At 37.0% G+C, this 24,737-nt stretch carries 22 protein-coding genes and 1 pseudogene; 16 read left to right on the top strand and 7 right to left on the bottom strand.

The window, feature by feature from the left end; translation table 11 throughout:
• Nucleotides 1–434: 434 nt before the first annotated feature.
• Nucleotides 435–1,208, bottom strand: a complete 774-nt coding sequence (locus tag SMSK597_RS12040; RefSeq protein WP_000588544.1) for a DeoR/GlpR family DNA-binding transcription regulator — start codon at nt 1,206–1,208, stop codon at nt 435–437.
• A 175-nt stretch (nt 1,209–1,383) separates the two neighbouring features.
• Here SMSK597_RS12040 and SMSK597_RS12035 point away from each other — a divergent pair, with 175 nt between their 5' ends.
• The 16 genes and pseudogenes from SMSK597_RS12035 (at nt 1,384) to SMSK597_RS11975 (ending at nt 19,502) form a co-directional block, all read left to right on the top strand.
• Nucleotides 1,384–2,787, top strand: a complete 1,404-nt coding sequence (locus SMSK597_RS12035; RefSeq protein WP_000388560.1) for a rhamnulokinase — start codon at nt 1,384–1,386, stop codon at nt 2,785–2,787.
• Between the two features lie 114 nt (nt 2,788–2,901).
• Nucleotides 2,902–3,540, top strand: a complete 639-nt coding sequence (locus SMSK597_RS12030; protein ID WP_001286138.1) for an L-fuculose-phosphate aldolase — start codon at nt 2,902–2,904, stop codon at nt 3,538–3,540.
• Between the two features lie 11 nt (nt 3,541–3,551).
• A complete protein-coding gene (locus SMSK597_RS12025; protein WP_000912112.1) occupies nt 3,552–3,992 on the top strand; it encodes an RbsD/FucU family protein in 441 nt (146 codons plus the stop codon).
• On the top strand, nt 3,985–4,416 hold the full coding sequence (locus SMSK597_RS0103290) for a PTS sugar transporter subunit IIA (RefSeq protein ID WP_029745475.1): 432 nt from the start codon (nt 3,985–3,987) through the stop codon (nt 4,414–4,416). Before SMSK597_RS12025 ends, SMSK597_RS0103290 begins: the two co-directional genes overlap by 8 nt.
• The gene (locus tag SMSK597_RS12020) at nt 4,407–4,877 is read left to right on the top strand and encodes a PTS sugar transporter subunit IIB (RefSeq protein ID WP_000020989.1); all 471 of its coding nucleotides are present in this window, start codon (nt 4,407–4,409) and stop codon (nt 4,875–4,877) included. Before SMSK597_RS0103290 ends, SMSK597_RS12020 begins: the two co-directional genes overlap by 10 nt.
• A gap of 24 nt (nt 4,878–4,901) precedes the next feature.
• Nucleotides 4,902–5,675: a PTS mannose/fructose/sorbose/N-acetylgalactosamine transporter subunit IIC gene (locus tag SMSK597_RS12015; RefSeq protein WP_000899622.1), complete on the top strand. Its 774-nt coding sequence runs from the start codon at nt 4,902–4,904 to the stop codon at nt 5,673–5,675.
• Nucleotides 5,672–6,472, top strand: coding sequence for a PTS system mannose/fructose/sorbose family transporter subunit IID (locus SMSK597_RS0103285; protein ID WP_000981723.1), 801 nt, complete (start codon nt 5,672–5,674; stop codon nt 6,470–6,472). The genes SMSK597_RS12015 and SMSK597_RS0103285 overlap by 4 nt, the downstream gene beginning before the upstream one ends.
• A gap of 58 nt (nt 6,473–6,530) precedes the next feature.
• Entirely contained in the window at nt 6,531–8,825 is a 2,295-nt protein-coding gene (locus SMSK597_RS12010) for a glycoside hydrolase family 95 protein (RefSeq protein ID WP_000780630.1), read from the top strand.
• A gap of 9 nt (nt 8,826–8,834) precedes the next feature.
• The gene (locus SMSK597_RS12005) at nt 8,835–11,951 is read left to right on the top strand and encodes a glycosyl hydrolase family 98 C-terminal domain-containing protein (protein WP_001031104.1); all 3,117 of its coding nucleotides are present in this window, start codon (nt 8,835–8,837) and stop codon (nt 11,949–11,951) included.
• A gap of 56 nt (nt 11,952–12,007) precedes the next feature.
• Nucleotides 12,008–13,774, top strand: a complete 1,767-nt coding sequence (locus SMSK597_RS12000; RefSeq protein WP_000614257.1) for an L-fucose isomerase — start codon at nt 12,008–12,010, stop codon at nt 13,772–13,774.
• A 145-nt stretch (nt 13,775–13,919) separates the two neighbouring features.
• Nucleotides 13,920–15,071, top strand: coding sequence for an iron-containing alcohol dehydrogenase (locus SMSK597_RS11995; protein WP_000190436.1), 1,152 nt, complete (start codon nt 13,920–13,922; stop codon nt 15,069–15,071).
• A gap of 145 nt (nt 15,072–15,216) precedes the next feature.
• Nucleotides 15,217–16,101 (top strand): SPFH domain-containing protein, encoded by an 885-nt coding sequence (locus SMSK597_RS11990; protein WP_004237018.1) that lies wholly within the window; start codon nt 15,217–15,219, stop codon nt 16,099–16,101.
• A gap of 864 nt (nt 16,102–16,965) precedes the next feature.
• A pseudogene (locus tag SMSK597_RS13115) lies at nt 16,966–17,049 on the top strand (CPBP family intramembrane glutamic endopeptidase); the annotation flags it as partial.
• A gap of 56 nt (nt 17,050–17,105) precedes the next feature.
• Entirely contained in the window at nt 17,106–17,402 is a 297-nt protein-coding gene (locus SMSK597_RS11985; protein ID WP_000188109.1) for a bacteriocin immunity protein, read from the top strand.
• A gap of 131 nt (nt 17,403–17,533) precedes the next feature.
• A complete protein-coding gene (gene trhO / locus SMSK597_RS11980; protein WP_001030015.1) occupies nt 17,534–18,520 on the top strand; it encodes an oxygen-dependent tRNA uridine(34) hydroxylase TrhO in 987 nt (328 codons plus the stop codon).
• Nucleotides 18,521–18,641: 121 nt separating this feature from the next.
• Nucleotides 18,642–19,502 (top strand): DUF4299 family protein, encoded by an 861-nt coding sequence (locus SMSK597_RS11975; protein ID WP_001140372.1) that lies wholly within the window; start codon nt 18,642–18,644, stop codon nt 19,500–19,502.
• Between the two features lie 223 nt (nt 19,503–19,725).
• On the opposite strand, the gene SMSK597_RS11970 is transcribed toward SMSK597_RS11975, so the two are convergent.
• The 6 genes from SMSK597_RS11970 to SMSK597_RS13990 form a co-directional block, all read right to left on the bottom strand.
• The gene (locus SMSK597_RS11970; protein ID WP_000808460.1) at nt 19,726–20,790 is read right to left on the bottom strand and encodes a DUF6574 domain-containing protein; all 1,065 of its coding nucleotides are present in this window, start codon (nt 20,788–20,790) and stop codon (nt 19,726–19,728) included.
• Nucleotides 20,791–20,852: 62 nt separating this feature from the next.
• Nucleotides 20,853–21,767: a DUF4097 domain-containing protein gene (locus tag SMSK597_RS11965; protein ID WP_001229064.1), complete on the bottom strand. Its 915-nt coding sequence runs from the start codon at nt 21,765–21,767 to the stop codon at nt 20,853–20,855.
• The gene (locus SMSK597_RS11960) at nt 21,760–22,353 is read right to left on the bottom strand and encodes a DUF1700 domain-containing protein (RefSeq protein WP_000198684.1); all 594 of its coding nucleotides are present in this window, start codon (nt 22,351–22,353) and stop codon (nt 21,760–21,762) included. The genes SMSK597_RS11965 and SMSK597_RS11960 overlap by 8 nt, the downstream gene beginning before the upstream one ends.
• Nucleotides 22,340–22,666, bottom strand: coding sequence for a PadR family transcriptional regulator (locus tag SMSK597_RS11955; protein ID WP_000273855.1), 327 nt, complete (start codon nt 22,664–22,666; stop codon nt 22,340–22,342). Before SMSK597_RS11955 ends, SMSK597_RS11960 begins: the two co-directional genes overlap by 14 nt.
• A gap of 158 nt (nt 22,667–22,824) precedes the next feature.
• Nucleotides 22,825–23,466: a hypothetical protein gene (locus SMSK597_RS13995; RefSeq protein WP_255261793.1), complete on the bottom strand. Its 642-nt coding sequence runs from the start codon at nt 23,464–23,466 to the stop codon at nt 22,825–22,827.
• Nucleotides 23,442–24,638, bottom strand: a complete 1,197-nt coding sequence (locus tag SMSK597_RS13990) for a hypothetical protein (protein WP_255261792.1) — start codon at nt 24,636–24,638, stop codon at nt 23,442–23,444. The genes SMSK597_RS13995 and SMSK597_RS13990 overlap by 25 nt, the downstream gene beginning before the upstream one ends.
• Nucleotides 24,639–24,737 lie beyond the last annotated feature (99 nt).

The following is a 24,737-nucleotide window of genomic DNA, read 5'->3' as shown; positions in this document are numbered from 1 at the left end:
GACCGATGACAAAAATAGTATACCACAATAAATTTAGATCATCAAGGTCACTTAATTCTTGAAATATAGGGTCTAGGCGACAAAGTCTTTAAAATCAGAAAAACGCATAATATCAGGTGTGCAAAACCTTGATATTATGCGTTTTATTGTGGGAAGATTTACTCCATTTTCTCCTGAAATTGAGTTTTTGTCCAGCCTCTGTTTTTGGGGTTGCTGAGAAAATAATGTCATGTGGTGAGTATTTGTAGATCAGTCAGCAGACAGAACGAATATTCTTCGAAAATCTCTTCAAACCATGTCACCTTCGTCTTTCCGTATATATGTGACTGACTTCATCAGTTCTATCTACAACCTCAAAACAGTGTTTCGAGCTGACTTGATCAATTTTCAAATCTGTACTTTGAGCAAGCTGAGACTAGCTTCCTATTTGATTTTCATTGAATATCAGAAACCCATTCTCCATCAAATAATTCTACTGCGTCTAATAATTTTTGATCTGGCAAGATGTCAGAAATAAAGGTTGTGTATTTGGAGAGGGGATTAATTTTAAAAAATCCAGTCTTGTAAAATTTAGAACTATCAATCAGTAAGATAGTTTCATGGGCTTTATCAATAATATTCTTTTTTGAAATAGCTTGGCTGAGAGAAGCTTCATAAACATATTGATCATCAATACCTCTTGCTGAACAAAATGCTAAATCGATATTAAAATGATCTAATAAAGAATTTTCTTTATCATAGTTGACCACGGAACAGGATTGATGTTTGACCTCGCCAGATGTGATAAAGATTTTGGAGCTATCTCTAACAGTCTCAGATAAGGTTTGTGCTGTATGTAGACCATTTGTAAAAATAATTAGATTATCTAGTTCGGCGAGATGAGGACAGAGTTCGTAGACAGTCGTACTGGAATCCAGATAAATACACATGCCTGACCGAATAAAGTCTTTAGCGAGACTAGCGATTAGTCTTTTTTGCCTAGTACTTTCTCCTTCACGTATTTGATGAGAAAGTTCAATTGTGTTCATAGAGGACAGGGTCACGTATCCGTGCTTTCTTTTGATAAGACCTTGATTTTCTAAGAAAATTAAATCACGACGTAAGGTACTTGTGCTGGAGAAAGTGATTTCTGCCAGCTCTTTTACGGCAATTCTTTTTTTCTTTTTGATGATTTCAATCAATTCAAGTACACGTTCATCTTTTATCATAAGCTCCTCCTAATTTATCATCTCAACCATATTATAGCACAAATTGGAGGAATTTGAATTATTTTTATGTTTATGGCGCAAATATATGAATTTTATTCAAGTAAGCGTTCACATATTGAAAAAATAAAATGCGAGGATTATAATAAACTTAATTAAGGACGAAGAGAGGAGAGAAATGGAAGCGGTTTTAGCAATAGATTTAGGTGCGACTTCTGGAAGAGCAATCGTTGGTTACCTTTCTGAAAATAAACTAGTAATGGAAGAAATAAATCGCTTTTCTAATCTACCTATTAGAGTAAAAGGGCATTTATCTTGGGATGTTGACTTTCTACTAGCTAAAATTCTTGAAAGCATCCGCTTGGCTAATACTAGTTACAAGATTTTATCTATCGGTATTGATACATGGGGTGTTGATTTTGGACTTATTGATAATGAAGGTAAGCTGTTATCACAACCTGTTCATTATCGTGATGAAAGAACAAAGGGAGTGTTAAAGGAAATATCTGAAATTACTGAATTAGAAAAACTGTATTCAGAGACAGGAAATCAGATTATGGAGATAAATACCTTGTTTCAACTCTTTAAGGCACGTCAAGAATCTCCTGACTCTTTCTATAAGACCAATAAGATTCTTTTAATGCCAGATTTGTTTAATTATCTGTTGACAGGTAAGTTTGCAACTGAAAAAAGCATTGCTTCAACAACCCAACTCTTTGATCCGAGAAGTCAAAAATGGAATCAGAATATTTTAAAACTATTTGAATTGGAGTCATCTTTACTTCCTGAAATTGTTTCAGAGGGGAATGTTCTTGGTAGACTCAAAGAGGAGTATGGTTTAGGCGATATTCCTGTTGTGAATGTTTGTAGTCATGATACAGCAAGCGCGATTGTCTCAGTACCTAAGACAGAAGATAGTTTGTTTATTTCATCAGGGACTTGGTCTTTAGTTGGAGTGGAGCTTTCTTCACCTATTCTTAGTACCGAATCCTTCAGTTATGGATTTACAAATGAAGTCGGTAAAGATGGAGAGATTACATTTCTGAAGAATTGTACAGGGCTATGGATCATAGAGGAACTAAGACGTTCATTTGAACGAAGAGGGAAAGCCTATTCTTTTGATGAAATTAGGACAATGGTGGAGAAAGAAAAAGAAAATCTTCCTCTGATTGATACTGAATCAACTGAATTTGCAACAGAATCTGACATGTACAAGACTTTGACAGAATATCTAGCTTATCATCATGAAACTAGAGAGTGGACAGATGGACAACTATTTAAGATAGTTTATGAAAGTCTAGCTGAAACGTATAAGAAAACGATAGAGTTATTAGAAGAACTAACTCATAAGTCTTATAAAAGGATATATGTGATTGGAGGAGGTGCTAGAGCTAGTTACTTTAATCAAATGATTGCTGATAGAACTGGTAAAGAGGTTCTTACAGGTTCAACTGAGGCTACAGCTGTGGGGAATATTGTTGTGCAGCTCATAGCTATGGGACAATTAAAAGGGATGGAAGAAGCTCACCATGTTATTGAGGAGTTCCTACAATTAGAGAGTTATTACTCCCAAAAGAATTAAAAAGATTGAGAGTTTGTAAATTTGCCTCCCTCCCCCTTCTTAAGTTTTGTACAAGAAGGGGGGATAATTGGTGAATTGAAAAATATTTAGTGTTTTGATATGAGGAGGACAAGAATGTCAGATGTAAAACAAGAATTAATTAAGTATGGCAAGAAGCTAGTAGAAACAGATTTGACGAAAGGAACAGGTGGAAATCTCAGTGTTTTCGATCGTGAAAAACAATTGATGGCAATTACCCCGTCGGGTATTGATTTCTTTGAAATCAAAGAATCCGATATTGTAGTGATGGACATTAATGGAAATATTGTAGAGGGAGAACGCTTGCCATCTAGCGAGTGGTATATGCATTTGATTCAATATCAAACTCGTGATGATATCGATGCAATTATCCATGCTCATACAACTTATGCAACAGTATTAGCTTGTCTCAGAGAACCACTTCCGGCGAGTCATTATATGATTGCAGTGGCAGGAAAAGATGTTCGGGTAGCTGAGTATGCAACATATGGTACGAAAGAATTAGCTGTGAATGCAGCTAAAGCAATGGAAGGTCGTAGAGCAGTTTTACTAGCGAATCATGGAATTTTAGCAGGTGCACAAAATTTATTGAATGCATTTAATGTTGTTGAAGAAGTTGAATATTGTGCAAAAATTTATTGTTTAGCTAAGAATTTTGGAGAGCCAGTAGTTCTTCCTGATGAGGAGATGGATTTAATGGCAGAAAAATTTAAAACATACGGTCAGAGAAAATAGGGAGGATATTAATGTTAAAACATATACCGAAAAATATTTCTCCAGATTTATTGAAGACTTTAATGGAAATGGGACATGGAGATGAAATAGTATTAGCTGACGCGAATTATCCTTCTGCCTCATGTGCAAATAAACTAATTCGTTGTGATGGTGTAAATATTCCCGAATTATTAGATTCTATTCTGTATTTAATGCCATTAGATGGTTACGTCGATAGTGCAATTCAGTTTATGAATGTTGTTTCGGGGGATGATATTCCTAAGATATGGGGTACCTATAGACAGATGATTGAAGGTCATGGTACAGATCTTAAAACGATTACTTATCTTAGAAGAGAAGACTTTTATGAGCGTAGTAAGAAAGCTTATGCTATTGTTGCTACAGGAGAAACTTCACTTTATGCTAATATTATCCTTAAGAAAGGAGTAGTTGTTGAAAGAGAAAATGTTTAATAGAGGAATTTTAGTTGCCAGTCATGGTGATTTTGCTAGCGGAGCTCTCATGACCGCAGAAATGTTTGTTGGTGAGACAACAAATGATAGAGTTAGGACATTAGGTTTGATGCCTGGAGAGAATATTGTAGAGTTTGAACATTATTTTAAAAATCAAGTAAATGAACTGTTAGACTCAAATCAAGAGGTTATCGTTTTGACTGACTTGATTGGAGGAAGTCCTAATAATGTGGCTTTGTCACAGTTTTTAAATTTGGATTCAGTTGATATTGTAACAGGGTTTAATATCCCTCTCCTAGTGGAATTAATATCAAGTTATGATTCAAAAATCAATTTAGAAGAAATTGTTCAAAATGCTCAAAATAGTTTGTTTAACGTTAAACAACAACTTAACGTAGAGGAGGAAGAGGATTTATGTCTATAGAGTTTGTTCGTATTGATGACCGTCTGGTACATGGTCAAGTTGTCACTACGTGGCTAAAAAAGTATGATATTGAGCAAGTTATCATTGTTAATGATCGCATCTCAGAAGATAAAACACGACAATCTATTTTAAAGATTTCTGCACCGGTAGGTTTAAAAATTGTTTTCTTTAATGTAAAACGGTTTGTGGAAGTTTTAAACTCTGTGCCAATAAAAAAGAGAACAATGCTGATATATACAAATCCAAAAGATGTGTATGATTCTATTGAAGGAAATTTAAAATTGGAGTACCTCAATGTAGGACAGATGAGTAAAACGGAGGAAAATGAAAAGGTAACTGGAGGTGTAGCTCTAGGTGAAGAAGACAAATATTATTTTAAGAAAATAGTTGATAAGGGAACGAGAGTTGAAATTCAAATGGTTCCCAATGATAAAGTTACAATGTTGGAAAAATTTTTATAAAAATAATTTAAGGAGGTACAGTATATGCTATTCACACAAGCATTACTGGTGACATTAGTTGGGATTATTGCCACTATTGACTATAATGGACCGTTATTTATGATTCACCGTCCGTTAGTTACAAGTGCAATGGTTGGCTTGGTCTTAGGAGATTTCACCCAAGGTGTTCTTATTGGTTCAGCTCTTGAATTAACTTGGCTCGGTGTAACAGGTATTGGAGGCTACACTCCGCCAGATACTATTTCAGGTGCGATTATTGGTACTGCATTTGGTATTTTATCTGGTCAAGGAGAAACTGCTGGTATCGCTATAGCAGTTCCAATTGCAGTTGCTACCCAACAGTTGGATGTTCTTGCAAAAACTTTAGATGTTTATTTTGTGAAAAAAGCTGATAATGATGCTAAAAACGGAGATTATTCAAAGATCGGTTTTTATCATTATTCAAGTTTGGTTTTAATCACGTTATTTAAAATTGTGCCAATTTTCCTAGCTATTATGCTTGGAGGGGAATATGTGGCAGACTTGTTTGCTAAGGTTCCACCAATCGTTATGCAGGGACTTAACTCTGCAGGTGCTTTACTACCTTCAATTGGTTTTGGTATGCTTTTAAATATGATGCTCAAGAAAAATATGTGGGTATTCTTGTTGATTGGCTTCATTTGTTCTGTGTATGGAGGAATGTCAACCATTGGAATCTCACTAGTTGGTATTGCGGTAGCATACTTCTACGATATGATTGGAAGTAAACCACAAGAAACAACTTCAAATAGTGATGTTGAGGAGGACCTTGATCTATGATGAATAATAAAGTAACTAAAGTTGAACTTAAAAAAGTTTTCAAACGAAGTTTTATGTATGGTTCTTCATGGAACTATGAGAGAATGCAGAACCTTGGTTTTCTATATACAATTCTTCCAGTATTGAAAAAACTATATCCAGACAAAGATTCAGCTTCTCCTGCTATGAAACGTCACCTTGAGTTTTTCAATACTCATCAAACAGCGGCACCATTTATTCTTGGAGTTACTTCCGCTATGGAAGAACAAGAAGGAAATGAAGGTGCAGATTCAATTACTGGTATTAAAGTTGGCTTGATGGGGCCACTGGCTGGTCTAGGAGATAGTTTGTTCTGGCTGACACTAGTTCCTATCTGTTTTAGTATTGGTGCGTCTTATTCTAAAGACGGCGGTGCTTTAGGTATCTTTATCGCCTTAATATTGTTTAATGTTATTAATATTCCTGTTAAATATTTCGGTTTGAAATATGGCTATACTAAGGGTTCTAGTCTTATCCAAGAAAATAATACAAAAGGGACATTGAATCGCGTTACGAGTATGGCGACAGCATTAGGGCTAGTACTAGTGGGTGGTTTGATTCCATCAATGGTTGGTATTAATTTTGGATTAGAATTTAAGCAGGGGGAACTTGTTATTTCTGTTCAAGAAATGATTACAAAATTAATTCCAGGATTTATCCCTATGGCTTTGACTTTATTAATGTGTAAATTAATTAGAAAAGGAAAGAATCCGGTTGTACTAATCTTTAGTGTTATGGCTATTGGAGTTATCCTAGTTGTTTTAGGAATTTTGAAGTAGTAGAAAGTGTGGAGGTGGTATTTGGGATATCACCTCCATTTTGGAAGAGAGGTAAAGAGTGAAATTATGGTATAAGAAAGCTGCCTCAAATTGGAATGAAGCCTTGCCGATTGGGAACGGTCATTTAGGTGGTATGATTTATGGTTCAGCTACAAAAGAATGTATTCAACTAAATGATGAGACTATTTGGTATAGAGGAAAGTCAGATAGAAATAATCCAGACTCACTATTGCATCTTAAAAAAATTCGGGAATATCTTTTAGATGGAGAAGTTCAGAAAGCCGAAGAATTGATAAAGTTAACAATGTTTGCTACCCCAAGAGATCAAAGCCACTATGAATTACTTGGGGAACTTTACATTGAGCATATAGATATTCAGTCTTCTGCTCTTTCATTGTATGAAAGAGAGCTAGATTTAGATACAGCTATTTCTAATGTTGTGTTTGAGCCTAATAGTTGTAATTTACAAATAAAAAGAGAATATTTTACGAGTTTTAATAAGAATATTTTATGTTGCCGTATAGTGTCATCAGTTCAAAACACATTAAATTTGAACATTAATTTGGGTAGAAATAAACGGTTTAATGATGAAGTATCTAAACTGGATTCAAGTACAATTTTAATGTCGGCCTCTGCTGGAGGTAGAAAAGGTGTTCAGTTTAAAGTAGTATGTCATTCTAAGGTTACGGATGGTGAAGTAAGTGTATTGGGAGAGACAATAGTTATTCGGAATGCTACAGAGGTATTTCTTTATCTCAAATCAATGACGGATTATTGGGGAGACATAGATATTTCTTCTCTTCAGGGAGAATTTAGTAGCATTGATTACTTTACAGAAAAAGATGAACATGTAAAAAAATATCAGGAGCAATTTAATAGAGTTGATTTTAAACTGGACTATAGTAAAGATTGTCTTAGCATTCCAACGAATCTACTTCTTGAAAACACTAAAAAGTATAGTAACTACTTGACTAACTTGTTATTTCATTATGGAAGATATCTGTTAATATCGTCTAGTCAGCCGAATGGTTTACCTGCCAATCTTCAAGGAATATGGTGTGATGAATTAAATCCAATTTGGGGTTCTAAATATACGATTAATATTAATACCCAAATGAATTATTGGATGGTAGGTCCATGTGATTTACCAGAAGTAGAATATCCATTATTTGATATGCTCGAAAGAATGAGAGAACCGGGAAGACTAACCGCTACGAAAATGTATGGAGCTAGAGGTTTTACAGCACATCATAATACGGATGGTTTTGGCGATACGGCTCCCCAATCTCATGCTATGGGTGCTGCAATTTGGGTATTAACTATTCCGTGGTTATGTACTCATATTTGGGAACACTATTTATATTTCCAAGATGAGCGTGTTCTTACGGAACATTTTGAAATGATAAAAGAAGCATTTCTTTTCTTTGAAGATTATTTATTTGAGGTGGATGGCTACTTGATGACAGGTCCAAGTGTCTCACCGGAAAATAAATATCGCTTAAAAAATGGTATTGAAGGAAATGCTTGTCTATCATCTACAATTGATAATCAAATTCTAAGATATTTTTGTGATTCATGCATTGGCATTGCAAAACAATTAGGAGACAATTCGGATTTTATTAGTCGTGTGAAGGAGTTAAAAAAGAAATTACCTAAAACAAAAATAGGTAGTAATGGGCAAATACAAGAATGGCTAGAGGATTATGAAGAAGTAGAGCCTGGTCATAGACACATTTCACCTCTATTTGGGCTTTATCCTTATAATGAGATTGATATTTATAAAACTCCTGAATTAGCAGAAGCAGCGGAAATCACTATAAATAGGAGATTATCAAATGCTAACTTTTTATCTTCGCAGGATAGGGAACAAGCGATTAATAATTGGTTAGTAAGTGGTTTGCATGCTAGTACACAAACAGGTTGGAGCGCTGCATGGTTGATTCATTTTTTTGCGAGACTATATCAAGGTGAGCCTGCTTATAACCAGATTAATGGTTTGTTAAATAATGCGACTCTTGGGAATTTATTTCTTGACCATCCACCATTTCAAATTGATGGTAATTTAGGTTTGGTGAGTGGAATTTGTGAATTATTAGTACAGAGCCATCATAATTGGTTATCACTAATTCCAGCTTTACCTTCTGCTTGGTCAGAAGGAGAAGTGAAAGGCCTCAGAGTAAGAGGAGGATATAAGGTATCGTTTGCTTGGGAAAATGGGGATATAACATTTCTAAAATTGGAAGGAGGAAACAAAGATCAAAAAGTAAGAGTAAGAATATATGGCAAAAATACTGATGTACAAAATATTGAATTGGTATTTAATTCAGAAAAAATTATTGAGTTAAATTTTTAGGTATAAGTCATGAATAAAGAAAAAATAAAAAGAAAATTAATCACAATACTGTTTGTATGTATTGGGATGTTATGTTTTGGATTGTTAGCAGGAGTTAAGGCTGATAATCGTGTTCAAATGAGAACGACGATTAATAATGAATCGCCATTGTTGCTTTCTCCGTTGTATGGCAATGATAATGGTAACGGATTATGGTGGGGGAACACATTGAAGGGAGCATGGGAAGCTATTCCTGAAGATGTAAAGCCATATGCAGCGATTGAACTTCATCCTGCAAAAGTCTGTAAACCAACAAGTTGTATTCCACGAGATACGAAAGAATTGAGAGAATGGTATGTCAAGATGTTGGAGGAAGCTCAAAGTCTAAACATTCCAGTTTTCTTGGTTATTATGTCGGCTGGGGAGCGTGATACAGTTCCTCCAGAGTGGTTAGATGAACAATTCCAAAAGTATAGTGTGTTAAAAGGTGTTTTAAATATTGAGAATTATTGGATTTACAATAACCAGTTAGCTCCGCATAGTGCTAAATATTTGGAAGTTTGTGCCAAATATGGAGCGCATTTTATCTGGCATGATCATGAAAAATGGTTCTGGGAAACTATTATGAATGATCCGACATTCTTTGAAGCTAGTCAAAAATATCATAAAAATTTGGTGTTGGCAACTAAAAATACGCCAATAAGAGATGATGCGGGTACAGATTCTATCGTTAGTGGATTTTGGTTGAGTGGCTTATGTGATAACTGGGGCTCATCAACAGATACATGGAAATGGTGGGAAAAACATTATACAAACACATTTGAAACTGGAAGAGTTAGGGATATGAGATCCTATGCATCGGAACCAGAATCAATGATTGCTATGGAAATGATGAATGTATATACTGGGGGAGGCACAGTTTATAATTTCGAATGTGCCGCGTATACATTTATGACAAATGATGTACCAACTCCAGCATTTACTAAAGGTATTATTCCTTTCTTTAGACATGCTATACAAAATCCAGCTCCAAGTAAGGAAGAAGTTGTAAATAGAACAAAAGCTGTATTTTGGAATGGAGAAGGTAGGATTAGTTCATTAAACGGATTTTATCAAGGACTTTATTCGAATGATGAAACAATGCCTTTATATAATAATGGGAGATACCATATTCTTCCTGTAATACATGAGAAAATTGATAAGGAAAAGATTTCATCTATATTCCCTAATGCAAAAATTTTGACTAAAAATAGTGAGGAATTGTCTAGTAAAGTCAACTATTTAAACTCGCTTTATCCAAAACTTTATGAAGGAGATGGGTATGCTCAGCGTGTAGGTAATTCCTGGTATATTTATAATAGTAATGCTAACATCAATAAAAATCAGCAAGTAATGTTGCCTATGTATACTAATAATACAAAGTCGTTATCGTTAGATTTGACGCCTCATACTTACGCTGTTGTTAAAGAAAATCCAAATAATTTACATATTTTATTGAACAATTACAGGACAGATAAGACAGCTATGTGGGCATTATCAGGAAATTTTGATGCATCAAAAAGTTGGAAGAAAGAAGAATTAGAGTTAGCGAACTGGATAAGCAAAAATTATTCCATCAATCCTGTAGATAATGACTTTAGGACAACAACACTTACATTAAAAGGGCATACTGGTCATAAACCTCAGATAAATATAAGTGGCGATAAAAATCATTATACTTATACAGAAAATTGGGATGAGAATACCCATGTTTATACCATTACGGTTAATCATAATGGAATGGTAGAGATGTCTATAAATACTGAGGGGACAGGCCCAGTCTCTTTCCCAACACCAGATAAATTTAATGATGGTAATTTGAATATAGCATATGCAAAACCAACAACACAAAGTTCTGTAGATTACAATGGAGACTCTAATAGAGCTGTGGATGGTAACAGAAATGGTAATTTTAACTCTGGTTCGGTAACACACACTAGGGCAGATAATCCCTCTTGGTGGGAAGTCGATTTGAAAAAAATGGATAAAGTTGGGCTTGTTAAAATTTATAATCGCACAGATGCTGAGACTCAACGACTATCTAATTTTGATGTGATTCTATATGACAATAATAGAAACGAAGTTGCTAAGAAACATGTTAATAGCTTGTCGGGTGAATCTGTTAGTCTAGATTTCAAAGAAAAAGGAGCTAGGTATATTAAAGTTAAATTACTAACGAGTGGTGTACCTTTGAGTTTAGCAGAAGTAGAGGTTTTTAGAGAATCAGATGGTAAGCAATCTGAAGAAGATATAGATAAAATAACAGAAGATAAAGTAGTTTCTACAAATAAGGTAGCTACTCAAAGTTCAACTAATTATGAAGGTGTGGCTGCCTTAGCAGTTGATGGTAATAAAGACGGAGATTACGGACATCATTCGGTGACTCATACTAAGGCAGATTCTAATGCTTGGTGGCAGGTCGATCTGGGAGAAGAGTTTACAGTTTCTAAAGTTGATATTTATAATAGAACAGACGCCGAACCTCAGCGTTTATCTAATTTTGATGTTATTTTTCTATCTTCATCAGGAGAAGAAGTTTTTAGAAGACATTTTGATAAAGTAGTTGATGGTCTGTTATCTTTAAAAGTACCTTCTGTAGGGGCTAAGCTAGTCAAAATAGAATTAAAATCATCAGCTATTCCGTTAAGTTTAGCGGAAGTTGAAGTCTATGGTTCAAAGAGAACTCCGAAGAAACTTTCCAATATTGCGTTAGCAAAAGAAACTAGACAGAGTTCAACGGATTACAATGGTTTTTCTCGTCTAGCAGTTGATGGAAATAAAAACGGAGATTATGGTCATCATTCGGTGACTCATACCAAAGGAGATTCTCCTTCATGGTGGGAGATAGATTTAGCACAAACCGAAGAATTAGAAAAGTTAATTATTTATAATAGAACAGATGCTGAAATTCAGAGATTATCAAATTTTGATATTATTATATATGATTCAAATAATCATGAAGTTTTTAAACAACATATTGACAGTTTAGAAAGCAATAATCTATCCATAGGCTTAAAAGGACTGAAGGGAAAAAAGGTTAGAATTTCTTTGAGAAACGCAGGAATTCCTTTAAGTTTGGCAGAGGTAGAGGTTTATACTTATAAGTAATTTTAAAAATTATCATCGGTAGTATAAAAGAAACAGAAAAATAAGAGGAAAGTATTATGATCCAACATCCACGTATTGGTATTCGTCCGACTATTGATGGTCGTCGTCAAGGTGTACGCGAATCACTTGAAGTACAAACAATGAACATGGCTAAAAGTGTGGCAGATCTTATTTCAAGTACATTGAAATATCCAGATGGAGAACCTGTGGAATGCGTGATTTCTCCATCTACTATTGGTCGTGTTCCAGAGGCTGCAGCTTCACATGAATTGTTCAAAAAATCAAATGTTTGTGCAACAATTACAGTCACACCATGCTGGTGTTATGGTAGTGAAACTATGGATATGTCTCCAGATATTCCTCATGCTATTTGGGGATTTAATGGGACAGAACGCCCAGGAGCTGTCTATCTTGCAGCTGTACTAGCTTCACATGCTCAAAAAGGGATTCCAGCCTTTGGGATTTATGGTAGAGATGTTCAGGAAGCTAATGATACAGATATTCCAGGAGCTGTCAAAGAAAAACTTTTACGCTATGCGCGTGCAGCTCTTGCAACTGGCTTGATGAGAGACACTGCTTACCTATCAATGGGTAGTGTTTCGATGGGGATTGGCGGTTCTATTGTAAATCCAGATTTCTTCCAAGAATACTTAGGAATGCGAAATGAATCGGTAGATATGACGGAGTTCACGCGCCGTATTGACCGTGGTATTTATGACCCAGAAGAGTTTGAACGTGCTATGGTTTGGGTAAAAGAACATATCAAAGAAGGGGTTGACCGAAATCGTGAGGATTTGATTCTTTCTAAAGAAGAAAAAGAAAAACAATGGGAATTTGTTGTAAAAATGTTCATGATTGGTCGAGATCTTATGCAGGGAAATCCTCGTTTAGCAGAGCTTGGCTTTGAGGAAGAAGCAGTTGGTCACCACGCTTTAGTAGCTGGTTTCCAAGGTCAACGTCAATGGACAGACCACTTCCCTAATGGGGACTTTATGGAAACGTTCTTAAACACTCAATTTGACTGGAATGGTATTCGAAAACCATTTATATTTGCGACAGAGAATGATTCACTAAATGGTGTGTCTATGCTCTTTAATTATCTATTAACAAATACTCCACAAATCTTTGCTGATGTGCGTACTTATTGGAGTCCAGAGGCTGTTAAACGTGTAACAGGGCATACTCTAGAAGGTAATGCCGCAGATGGTTTCTTACATTTGATTAACTCTGGCTCTTGTACATTGGATGGTACAGGTCAAGCTACTCGAGATGGCAAACCTGTTATGAAACCATTCTGGGAGTTGGAAGAAAGTGAAGTGCAGGCTATGCTTGAAAACACAGACTTCCCACCAGCAAACCGCGAATATTTCCGTGGAGGAGGATTCTCAACTCGCTTCTTGACGAAGGGGGATATGCCAGTAACAATGGTACGTCTCAATCTTCTAAAAGGGGTTGGTCCAGTGCTACAAATTGCAGAAGGTTACACACTTGAACTTCCTGAAGATGTTCACCATACTTTAGATAATCGTACAGATCCAGGATGGCCAACTACTTGGTTTGCTCCACGTTTGACAGGAAAAGGTGCTTTCAAGTCTGTCTATGACGTCATGAATAATTGGGGAGCTAATCACGGAGCCATAACATATGGACACATTGGAGCAGACTTGATTACCTTGGCTTCTATGTTGAGAATTCCTGTCAATATGCATAATGTACCTGAGGAAGATATCTTTAGACCTAAAAATTGGTCCTTATTTGGAACAGAGGATCTAGAATCAGCAGACTATCGTGCATGTCAGTTGTTGGGACCACTACATAAATAAAACTTGTTTATATAGGAGGTGAGCTTGCGTCCCTCCTATCCTTTTAAAAATATTTGTTAGATATTTCACAAATGATTGAAAGCGAATACAAAAAGTAATATAATGATGTTAAATAGATAGCGCGAAGGCGCAGGAGGAAAATTATATGGCTACATTTTATGTTTCGGCAGTCAACCTTATTGGTAAAGGTGTTGTAAATGAAGTGGGTCCTTATATCAAGGAACTTGGCTATAAAAAGGCACTTTTGGTGACAGATAAGTTCATCGAAGGCAGTGACATTTTGCCTAAGGTTTTAAAACCGCTAGATACAGAAGGAATCGAATATGTCATCTTTAGCGATGTAGAGCCAAACCCTACTTGTAAGAATGTCACAGATGGGGTAGCTGCTTTGCAAGAACATGGCTGTGACTTTATCATCAGTCTTGGTGGTGGGTCTCCACAGGATGCAGCTAGTTGTATCTCTATCATGGCTACAAATGGTGGAAAACCACAGGATTATGAAGGGCTTCATAAGTCTGCTAAAAAAGGCTTGCCAGTTGTGGCTATTAATACAACGGCAGGAACTTCTGCAGAAATTACTATTAACTATGTGATTACCGATGAAGAACGCAAGGTTAAGATGGTAATGGTTGACAAGAATAGCCTTGCTCTTATCTCTGTTAATGACCCTGAATTGATGATTTCAAAACCTCAAGCTTTGACTGCTGCTACTGGTATGGATGCTCTGACTCACGCTGTTGAAGCTTTGGTAACACCTGGTGCTTATGATGTGACCAAGAAATTATCTATCGGAGCAATTGAGCTTATCAAGGAATACCTTCCTCGTGCAGTGGCAAACGGACACGACATTGAAGCGCGTGAAGGTATGGTTAATGCCATCTTCCTTGGTGGTATGAGCTTTAATAATGCTGGTCTTGGCTATGTTCACTCAATGGCTCACCAACTCGGTGCAGTATATAACTTGCCACATGGTGTTTGTTGTGCCATGTTGTTACCAGTTATAGAACGTGAAAATGCTAAACGTGTACCAGAAGCTTTCCGCAATGTTGCTAAAGCCTTGGGACTTCATGTAGAAGGTAAATCAGATGAAGAGTGTGCCGATTACGCAATTGCTGAGATTGAGAAGCTTTCTGAGACAGTAGGTATTCCTAAGAAATTGACTGAACTTGGTATTGAAGAAAAAGATTTCGACTTTGAATACCTTTCTAAGAATGCCTTGATTGATGCCTGCGCACCAGGAAATCCATTTATGCCAACCTTAGAAGAAACGATTGCCTTTTATAAAGAGTTGTTTTAGCAAGAGATTTGACGACAATGTGACAATTTACCTCTAATTATTGACATTTCAGGAAAAATCGCAGTAAAAACTGCACAGCCTTCTTTAAATGTGCTATAATACAGGAAAAATAATAATGGAGGTCACGATAATGGCAACATTTTTGATGATTTTTGTGGTGGTTTGTGTGCTTCTATTGCTGATAGTCACACTGAGTACAGTTTATGTGGTTCGTCAGCAGTCGGTGGCGATTATTGAACGCTTTGGGAAATACCAAAAGGTTGCTAATAGCGGTATTCATATTCGCTTGCCTTTTGGGATTGACTCGATTGCAGCACGCATTCAGTTGCGCTTATTGCAAAGCGATATTGTGGTTGAGACTAAGACCAAGGACAATGTGTTCGTTATGATGAATGTAGCGACTCAGTACCGTGTCAATGAGCAGAGCGTGACAGATGCTTACTATAAACTCATGCGTCCAGAATCTCAGATTAAATCTTATATCGAAGATGCCCTTCGCTCTTCTGTTCCCAAATTAACCTTGGATGAACTGTTTGAGAAAAAAGATGAGATTGCCCTTGAGGTTCAACACCAAGTAGCAGAAGAAATGACCACTTACGGCTACATTATCGTGAAAACCTTGATAACCAAGGTCGAACCAGATGCAGAAGTTAAGCAATCTATGAATGAAATCAATGCGGCGCAACGTAAGCGGGTCGCAGCGCAAGAATTGGCGGAAGCTGACAAGATTAAAATTGTCACTGCAGCTGAAGCCGAAGCAGAAAAAGACCGCCTTCATGGTGTGGGGATTGCCCAACAACGTAAGGCGATTGTGGATGGATTGGCAGAGTCTATCACAGAACTCAAGGAAGCCAATGTTGGCATGACAGAAGAGCAAATCATGTCCATCCTTTTGACTAACCAGTACTTGGATACCTTGAATACCTTTGCCTCTAAAGGAAATCAAACCATCTTTTTACCAAATACGCCAAATGGTGTGGATGATATCCGTACACAAATCTTGTCAGCCCTTCGCGCTGAGAAGAAATAATAGACTAAAGAGCTTGGCAACAGGCTCTTTTTTACTGATTGTGAATAGTCTTAGCTTAAGTAAGACTATTCACAAAAGTTACTAACAGGTTGTGGATAAGTGTGGATAACTTCTGATTATTTCAGTGATAATTCTTATTTGTGTGACCAATTTAGTAACTTTTGAGGATTATAAAGTAGTTTTAATTCCTGTAAATAAAGAGTTAAGAACAGCTTGGGATAGTTATTCACAACTTGTGGATAACCTTGGGGACAGAGTGTAGGCCTACTAATGATAAGCAGATAGATACCTAATACTCTCGTTGTTATAATAGATGAAATAGAGTGTTTCTCGTGAAACATTCTATTTCTATATCTTTTTCGAGTTATAGGTGACTTAGTTCGATAAACTCAAGAGGGATGATAGACTAAAAGAAATTATTTTGCTTGACTATTGGAGGGATTATGGTACATTTGAAATGAATAAAACAGGAAATAGAGGCTGAAAAGCTATTATCTATGGGTTCTTGGGTTATTTCTGTCAAATTTGGAAAAGTTGCTATCGGCATATACACATTCCCAAAAATAAACATTAGGAGAATTTGCAGATGTGATTTTAGGGAGTCTTGATTTTACAGATGATCATACTCATGATTCTTTCATGGATTGTGTTGTTTGGAGCGATGAGGATTTTTATCATATCTGCTTTATTGTGGGAAGATTTACTTGGTTTTCTCCTGAAATTGAGTTTTTGTCCAGCATCTAAACAAAAATTTAAGTTCAGTCTAGATATGCTTAGTATTTCAATGAGATGGTTTATTGTGGCTTGCTAGATTAGTTGCTAAATCGGTAGTTAAGATTAAGTTTTATTTTTTAAAACTTCAATCCGGCTTATGCATCTTATGTGATCAATAATATTGTCGCGACCCTACCATTTCTGCTGACTTTTTTACAGAGGGTGTTTGGGTAAAATATTGATACGAGCCTTAGGAATGATCGTTTTTCAATTTCAGGAGGAAAATGAGAATGACACCATTAAAATGGTTTGCTGGGGGTAGTGAAAGGCGTTGTGAAGCCATGACTATCATTGATTATCTACTAGAAGACATAAAGGATACGCCTCAACTGACTCCCTTGAAAAATCAGTTAGTGATTTATAAAAAGCGATTAAAGGACGATGGGACTTCTATTCCGTTTATATTGAGTCAAATGAGTGTAGACATCTCAGGTGTGTTGATTGAAAATAAGCTGATTTTATCAGAAAGTCAATCCGATCAGATCAAAAAATTGAGAGAATTATCTGCTATTCGCTATGGTTACTGATGAAGTGCAGGGATAAATCCCTTTCTACAATTTCCAGTCAAATAAATTGCATTCGCTTTCTCAAGCAGGTATACTAGTATAGTTAGATGAAAAATTCTGAAAATTTAAGAATAGAAAAGAGAACAAATCTTATGGCAAAAGATATTCGTGTCTTACTTTACTACCTTTATACTCCAATTGAAAATGCAGAGCAATTTGCTGCAGACCACTTGGCTTTCTGTAAATCAATCGGTCTTAAAGGCCGTATCCTAGTCGCTGACGAGGGAATTAACGGAACAGTTTCAGGTGACTACGAAACAACTCAAAAATACATGGACTACGTTCACAGCCTCCCAGGCATGGAAGATCTCTGGTTCAAGATTGACGAAGAAAATGAGCAAGCCTTCAAGAAGATGTTTGTTCGCTACAAGAAAGAAATTGTCCACCTTGGTTTGGAAGACAACGACTTTGACAACGACATCAACCCACTTGAAACAACAGGTGATTACTTGTCTCCAAAAGAGTTCAAAGAAGCCCTTCTTGACGAAGATACTGTTGTCCTTGACACACGTAACGATTATGAGTACGACCTCGGACATTTCCGTGGGGCTATCCGCCCAGATATCCGCAACTTCCGTGAGTTGCCACAATGGGTTCGTGATAACAAAGAAAAATTCATGGACAAGCGTGTTGTGGTTTACTGTACAGGTGGCGTTCGCTGTGAGAAATTCTCAGGCTGGATGGTCCGTGAAGGCTACAAAGATGTTGGTCAATTGCACGGAGGAATCGCAACTTATGGTAAAGACCCAGAAGTCCAAGGTGAGCTTTGGGATGGGAAAATGTACGTCTTTGACGAGCGTATCGCCGTAGATGTTAACCATGTCAACCCAACCATCGTAGGGAAAGACTGGTTTGATGGAACACCATGTGAACGTTATGTCAACTGTGGAAATCCATTCTGTAACCGTCGTATCTTGACATCAGAAGAAAATGAAGACAAGTACCTTCGTGGATGCTCACACGAGTGCCGTGTTCACCCACGTAACCGCTATGTTTCAGAAAATGAATTAACACAAGCTGAAGTTGTCGAGCGCCTAGCCGCTATCGGTGAAAGCTTGGATCAAGCAGCTACTGTATAAGATCAAACAGTCCTTAGGGGCTGTTTTTCTATGCTTTGTACTCAAAAATCTAAAGTTTGTTTCTGTATCTTTCAGAAAAATAAGGTATACTGTATGTAAACGATTTCAAAGGAGTCCAGTTATGGCGAAAACATTTTTTATTCCAAATAAACAGAGCATTTTAGGAGAACAGGAGATTTTGACTGCCAAGTCGATCTTGGCCTTGGTAGATGGCTTGGAGTCACATAGCTATGATGCAGTCTATCTCCGTCAGCCTCTTAACCGTCTCGAGTCTATCGAGTGTGCGATAGTGGGGCAGTCACAATTTCTCTTTAAGGTCAGTTATGCTGATGGTCAAAAGGCTTATCGTGTCGATTTTCCTGACCTACTAACGAAGACAGACTGGCAGATTATCAAAGCATTTTTAGATGCCCTGCTTGCTTATACAGGAACTGAGATTGAAGGGCTAGATGGTTTTGATTTTGAAGCTTATTTCCAAGCAAGTATTCAAGCCCATCTGACAGACACTGCAGCCCGTTTTACGATTTGCCAAGGAATTTTTAATCCTGTTTTCTTTAGTCATGAGGATTTGAAAAGCTTTTTAGGGGAAGATGGCTTGGCTCAGTTTGAAGCGCGTGTCCGGGCGATTCAAGAGACAGATGCCTACTTTGCAAGAGTTTCCTTCTATCAAGATGGAGAAGGCCAAGTGCACGGTGTTTACCATCTGGCTCAAGGGGTCAAGACTATTTTGCCGAGAGAACCGTTTGTTCCTGCAGTCTATATGGAGCAATTGGTGGATAAGGAAGTCCAGTGGGAGATTGACTTGGTTCAAATCACAGGAGACGGCTCTAAACCAGAAGACTATGAAGCCATCGCTCGCTTGGACTATGCAAAATTCCTAGAGTCACTACCATCAGCATTTTACCACCAACTAGACGCCAATCAATTAGAAATTCAACCCATCCTAGGACAAGATTTTAAAGTAATAGCACAAGAAGAGTAAAGCAGAAGCAGGTCAATCGACTTGCTTTTTTGAAATAGAAAAATCCTGCCATGAAAGACAGGATTGCTACTCAATGAAAATCAAAGAGCAAACTAGGAAGCTAGCCGCAGGCTGCTCAAAACACTGTTTTGAGGTTGTAGACAAGACTGACAAAGTCAGGAACATATATCTACGGTAAGGCGAAGCTGACGTGGTTTGAAGAGATTTTCGAAGAGTATGAAGTTTAAAGAAAGGCCAAGATACGAAGATAATCTCCAATCAGTGCCACTTCAGCTACAAAGAAGAGGAGGATAATGACTCCGTTCACAAGGACAGACAAGAATAGCTGATAAAAGGAGTCGGTTTCACTTGCTTGACTTGGTCTTGTAATGATATGGAGACTAGCAAGCAGAATGATTCCAATGCTAATCACACACAAAAGGGCTGAAAATCGTAGGCTATCAAAGAAGGCAAAGAAACTAGCAATAGCAGTGAGGATGATTGGAATTGCCAAGAGTTGACTATATTGTTGGAGAACCTTTTCTAGCGTCCAGTCCTTTTCTTGGTAGATAAATCGTCTCACAACGAAACTGCCCAAGAGGAATGAAAAGAAGAAGAGTGTTGTTGCTACTAGGATAGAGATAATCGAAAAGAGATTTAATGAAGCAAATTGTTCAGGGAAGTGATTATGCATAGTTGCTATATGTCCATAGTAAGCATGTTTGATGTGGTAGATACTAAAGAAAAAGGAAGATGCAGAAAATAGAATGAGCAAGAGAAAGGCCGTGTAGCTGTGTGTGCTACTTGTTTCAAACTTGCTTGTAGGAGATTTGAGAGCCTCCACTAGCCAAGACCAAAAATCAAGCACTTGCTCTTTCCATTTATCCGTAGATTTTGGAGCTTGGTCGGGGATATAAGGACTTTCTAAAGATTTACTGATAAGAAGTGGCTCTTTCGTGGTTGCTTTTTGCTGAGGAAGTGCTTCTTGGCTTTCTTCAGCTATAGTGACTTTTTCTGTTTCTTTAGAAATATCTGGCTCTTCTTCAGTAGAATCTAATGCTTTCTTTTCTTCTATTTCTGTTCTCGATTCACTGTCTTCAGGCGTTTCAATTTTCTCTTCTTGCTGGCTTTCCAGTTCGACCTCAGCTTGAGAGACGTCCTCCTCTACTTGAGTATTTTTTTCAATTGGCGTATTGAGATCAGCTATCGTTTCTTCAGCCTTGTCTGCAACCTCTTGAGCTTGCTCTTCAGGTTTGTTCTTGCTTGTTGTTTTTACAAAATCATTACTTTCAAACCATTCTTGTTTCATGGTAGAACCTCCTTTTTAGTTAGATAAATATGCTTCCATAGTAGCAAATGTAAGCGCTTTTGTCAACGTCTGTTTGGTATGGATATTAGCTCAATATCATTATCAGCTCTAGCAATGAGTTGATCCTTGATATCGGTTTTTTCAGTTTTGTAAGGGTTGCTTAATTCCGTGCCTCTTGATTCAGGCTTTTCTCTTGTGAATTGGTGGATAGAACCATAGTTGCTTGAGATGTCCCAGTTAATTCGTTGGCTCTCTTTCTGGTCTAGGATGATTCTGAGATAATATTTGGCAGTCAGTTCAACCCTACCATGGGCTTGGATATTTTCAGCGTGGAAGTGATGTTCTGTTGACTCTAGCTGACTATCTATAAGGTCTGTATCAAAGATATTAATGATATTAGGGGTTGTGAGTTTACTGTTTTTGATACGACTTCCTTCAATTCGGAGGAGATAGCCATTATTGGTATTGAGGGTCGCATTTTCAAGGCTGGCATTGGTGATACTGGTTTGACCGCGATTTGCTGAGATGTTGATTCCTTTTAGAGTTCTCCCTTTTGGCAATTGGAGAATAACTTCTTCAAAACGACGAGAGTAGCTACTTGCGATATGGAGAATCCCGCCAATTCCAGAAGAGAGAAATGGAGTTTCAGACAGTTTCTTATCAGTGAGGGTCAGCGTTTTATCGTTCTGATTTGTGATAAGATCATGGTGAGCAGAAAGAGATGGATGGTAAGAAATGTGGATTTGATCATCGAAAGAGTCTGTGATGGTCAGTGCGTGTTGATGGAGAGTAATATCTAGGTTTTCGACTTCCTTGCCAAAGGTCAACTCTTCCATCCGATTATCATAGACAGGCTCCTTGGACATGGAAAGTAGGCTCTTAATTCCGTCAGATTGGATACCTACAAAGAGCAGGATAAATCCGACAACGGTAGTTACCACACCAAAAATGAGAAATCCTTTTGTCAATTTACGCATGCTGGTCACCTCTCTTTCCTTTTTTAAGAACAAATTGCACCAAGCGAACAATGAGTAGACCGAAGAAGCGAGCTACATAGGAAATACCTAGTAAAACTAGCGAAGAAGCACCGATGGCTAGTAAACCAGAACCGAAAATCAAGATAAAGGCTGGTTTGGCTTGGGCTAAGACAGTGAAACTTTCAACTAAAAATAGGAATCCGCCAATGATACCAAGTATGGAAATCGCAAAGAAAGCCAGAATGACAGTCAAGGCTGCCACAAGGATTGCGAACAGGGACACGAGGATGGCGATTCCCAGAGGAATGCCGATGGGTGCTGCAAGGAGGGCTAACAAGGCGATATGCAAAATTTGTCGGTTATTCTTTTGAGCGGGTGCCTCATTGATTTTTTTATCGAGAAGATTAGAGAGGACTTCGTGGGCTGCTTCTTTGGGAGTTCCCAAGCTAGCGATGAGTTCTTCTTCTCCCTCGACTCCAGCATCGTCAAAGAGTTCCCTGAAATAGTCCATGGCTTCGATGCGGTCAGCTTCAGGTAGTTTCTTGAGATAGAGTTCTAGCTGAGTCAGGTATTCAGTTCTTGTCATGGCGGATACTCCCTTCTATGATGCCATTGATGGTGTCTGTATAGAGTGTCCATTCATCTTTTAGGGTCAAGAGCTGCTCTATACCACCGTTTGTCAAGGAGTAGTATTTGCGCATGCGACCCTGGAACTCTCTAGAATAGGTTGTCAGAAAGCTATTGCCTTCCAATTTTTTTAGGATAGGATAGAGTGTAGATTCTTTGATATTAGCGATCAGCTTAATGGTTTGGCTAATCTCATAACCATAAGAATCTCCTTTTTCCAGTACGGCCAAGATGAGAAATTCAATCAAGGCAGAGGATGTTGGAAAGTACATGGGAAACCTCCTTTTCTAATGTGTAAGATTTTTATATATAATTTTTCTACACATACATTGTACATCTAAAAGAAAGCCCTGTCAAGAGAAATGTGTAAAATTTTTATATATAAAAAACTTCTAGCCAAAACTAGAAGTTTAAAGGATTTTATCAGCCTTTATCTAAATTTTATCGTAGATTTCTTATAGTTAATTTTCTTATCCAAAAGTTTCAATAAAGGAGTCACGTATTCAGGATTTGGAAACTTAGGACCGAAAATGACTTCATCGATTTGAATTGAATTTTCACGTTCTACATAAAGTTTTCCTATCCCAGAAGTTTTATCAATTTTGATTTTATCATTACTTGGGTCTAGATTAGCATAGCGTAAGATACGCAGTTCATTCTCATATTTATAATCTACAGATTTAAACAAGTAACGAATTTCCTCGATACAATCAGCAATAGCATATTGATAGTTCTTCTCCGTGACTTTTGAACCGATATCTAGTTTTTCTTTTAAACTATTCAACAATTTTTCTAATTCTTTTATTTCCGACTTCTCAAATAGTTCAGTTCGTTCTAGTTTTAAATTTTCCTTTATATGCTTAACATAGGCAATTCGGTAGAGATAATCACGATTCCCTTTTGAATCACTATCTTTTTCTACAGAATTAGGTTCAGTTCCTTCATCATTAACAATATCGACTGAATTTTCACTTTCACTCCGAAAGATAGATTTTTCAAAACCGCTATTTAATTCAGATTTCAGTAAATACATCTTATCAGAGAATTCTAAAAAGTTTTTTTCTTGACCCAAGAAACATCATTGAAGGAAGTAAATCTAGAAAAATCATCTTCTCGAAGTACCAGACAAACACCTGTGGCATCATCACCATACTGGGACCACATGGCCAAATCATCCGTTTTGTTTGTAAAACTCATTAAAAACCAAGAGCTTGGTTCCAAAACATCTCGTCTATCTAAGCCCAATATCTGTTCTATGACGATTCCTTCTTCAGGATCATTCATATAATTAGCATTATACAAGCGAGTTTTCCCAGATACTGAAAAAATACTTTTCTTCTTTTCATTCTCCTCTTGATCTAACATAATTTGGAGAGTACTTCCCTTGGTGTAATGGCCAAATTTAAGCACCTGATTTTTATCTGAGTCTTTTAATCCCAGTTGATACTTGATTTTCTGAACAAGTTGATAAATAGATAGCAAGTTCTTTAGTTCACTCGAGTCTTCTTTATAACGCTCTGCCCATTTTTGTAAAATAGCATATTTAGTATTCTTTAAAAGACCTTCTCTTAGGATAAAGTTGAATAGCATGTACTGCTCACTATCACAGACATTATCATTACTAAAAAATAGATCATCAAAATTTTGTATCATAAATTTGGAAAATTTTTTATAGAGTTTTTTAATTGTTTTTGTGGTTTGTCGACGTTCACTCAACTCTGTTTGATGATTAAATAAGATTGCCAAGAACATACCGTATATAAAAGCGATCTCTTCAGATTCTTGGAAGTGTTCATGTTCATGCAATTCCTGTAATTTCTTAGCAGTAGCTTCGAGTTTATTCAGCTTAGTCTGCTTGGTTGATAAATTAACCAAAATCATGGCATACGGCAAAGCTATATCATGTGATTTCTGGAAGTTTTGCTGTAATTTCTCTAATTTTTTGGCAATAGTCTCTACTTCCTTCAACTTAGTTTGCTCGGTTGATAAATTGAACAGAATCATGGCATACGGCAAAGCTATATCATGTGATTCAGGGAATTTTTGCTGTAATTTCTCTAATTTTTTGGCAGTAGCTTCGAGTTTATTCAGCTCAGTCTGCTTGGTTGATAAATTGAACAAAATCATGGCATACGACAAAGCTATATCATGTGAATCAGGGAATTGTTGTTGTAAGCTTTGTACTTTTTCAATAGTAGCCTCCCGCTCTTTCAACTCAGTTTGCTTGTTTGATAAATTGACCAAAAATCAAGGCATACGGCAAAGCTATATCATGTGAATCAGGGAATTTTTGCTGCAGTTTCTCTAATTTTTTGGCAGTAGTCTCTAGTTCCTTCAACTTAG

Source organism: Streptococcus mitis SK597 (assembly GCF_000148545.1).
GTDB lineage: Bacteria > Bacillota > Bacilli > Lactobacillales > Streptococcaceae > Streptococcus > Streptococcus mitis_C.
This window is presented reverse-complemented; position numbering and strand designations above follow the sequence as displayed.

What these genes read in the sequence shown, in the direction of transcription:
- SMSK597_RS12035 (WP_000388560.1), top strand. Translation starts at nt 1,384, where the DNA reads ATGGAAGCGGTTTTAGCAATAGATTTAGGTGCGACTTCTGGAAGAGCA.
- SMSK597_RS12030 (WP_001286138.1), top strand. Translation starts at nt 2,902, where the DNA reads ATGTCAGATGTAAAACAAGAATTAATTAAGTATGGCAAGAAGCTAGTA.
- SMSK597_RS12020 (WP_000020989.1), top strand. Translation starts at nt 4,407, where the DNA reads ATGTCTATAGAGTTTGTTCGTATTGATGACCGTCTGGTACATGGTCAA.
- SMSK597_RS11990 (WP_004237018.1), top strand. Translation starts at nt 15,217, where the DNA reads ATGATTTTTGTGGTGGTTTGTGTGCTTCTATTGCTGATAGTCACACTG.
- SMSK597_RS11955 (WP_000273855.1), bottom strand. Translation starts at nt 22,666, where the DNA reads ATGTACTTTCCAACATCCTCTGCCTTGATTGAATTTCTCATCTTGGCC.
- SMSK597_RS11965 (WP_001229064.1), bottom strand. Translation starts at nt 21,767, where the DNA reads ATGCGTAAATTGACAAAAGGATTTCTCATTTTTGGTGTGGTAACTACC.
- SMSK597_RS12000 (WP_000614257.1), top strand. Translation starts at nt 12,008, where the DNA reads ATGATCCAACATCCACGTATTGGTATTCGTCCGACTATTGATGGTCGT.
- SMSK597_RS11985 (WP_000188109.1), top strand. Translation starts at nt 17,106, where the DNA reads ATGACACCATTAAAATGGTTTGCTGGGGGTAGTGAAAGGCGTTGTGAA.
- SMSK597_RS12015 (WP_000899622.1), top strand. Translation starts at nt 4,902, where the DNA reads ATGCTATTCACACAAGCATTACTGGTGACATTAGTTGGGATTATTGCC.
- SMSK597_RS0103290 (WP_029745475.1), top strand. Translation starts at nt 3,985, where the DNA reads ATGTTTAATAGAGGAATTTTAGTTGCCAGTCATGGTGATTTTGCTAGC.
- SMSK597_RS11975 (WP_001140372.1), top strand. Translation starts at nt 18,642, where the DNA reads ATGGCGAAAACATTTTTTATTCCAAATAAACAGAGCATTTTAGGAGAA.
- SMSK597_RS12040 (WP_000588544.1), bottom strand. Translation starts at nt 1,208, where the DNA reads ATGATAAAAGATGAACGTGTACTTGAATTGATTGAAATCATCAAAAAG.
- SMSK597_RS11960 (WP_000198684.1), bottom strand. Translation starts at nt 22,353, where the DNA reads ATGACAAGAACTGAATACCTGACTCAGCTAGAACTCTATCTCAAGAAA.
- SMSK597_RS0103285 (WP_000981723.1), top strand. Translation starts at nt 5,672, where the DNA reads ATGATGAATAATAAAGTAACTAAAGTTGAACTTAAAAAAGTTTTCAAA.
- trhO (WP_001030015.1), top strand. Translation starts at nt 17,534, where the DNA reads ATGGCAAAAGATATTCGTGTCTTACTTTACTACCTTTATACTCCAATT.
- SMSK597_RS12005 (WP_001031104.1), top strand. Translation starts at nt 8,835, where the DNA reads ATGAATAAAGAAAAAATAAAAAGAAAATTAATCACAATACTGTTTGTA.
- SMSK597_RS11970 (WP_000808460.1), bottom strand. Translation starts at nt 20,790, where the DNA reads ATGAAACAAGAATGGTTTGAAAGTAATGATTTTGTAAAAACAACAAGC.
- SMSK597_RS11995 (WP_000190436.1), top strand. Translation starts at nt 13,920, where the DNA reads ATGGCTACATTTTATGTTTCGGCAGTCAACCTTATTGGTAAAGGTGTT.
- SMSK597_RS12025 (WP_000912112.1), top strand. Translation starts at nt 3,552, where the DNA reads ATGTTAAAACATATACCGAAAAATATTTCTCCAGATTTATTGAAGACT.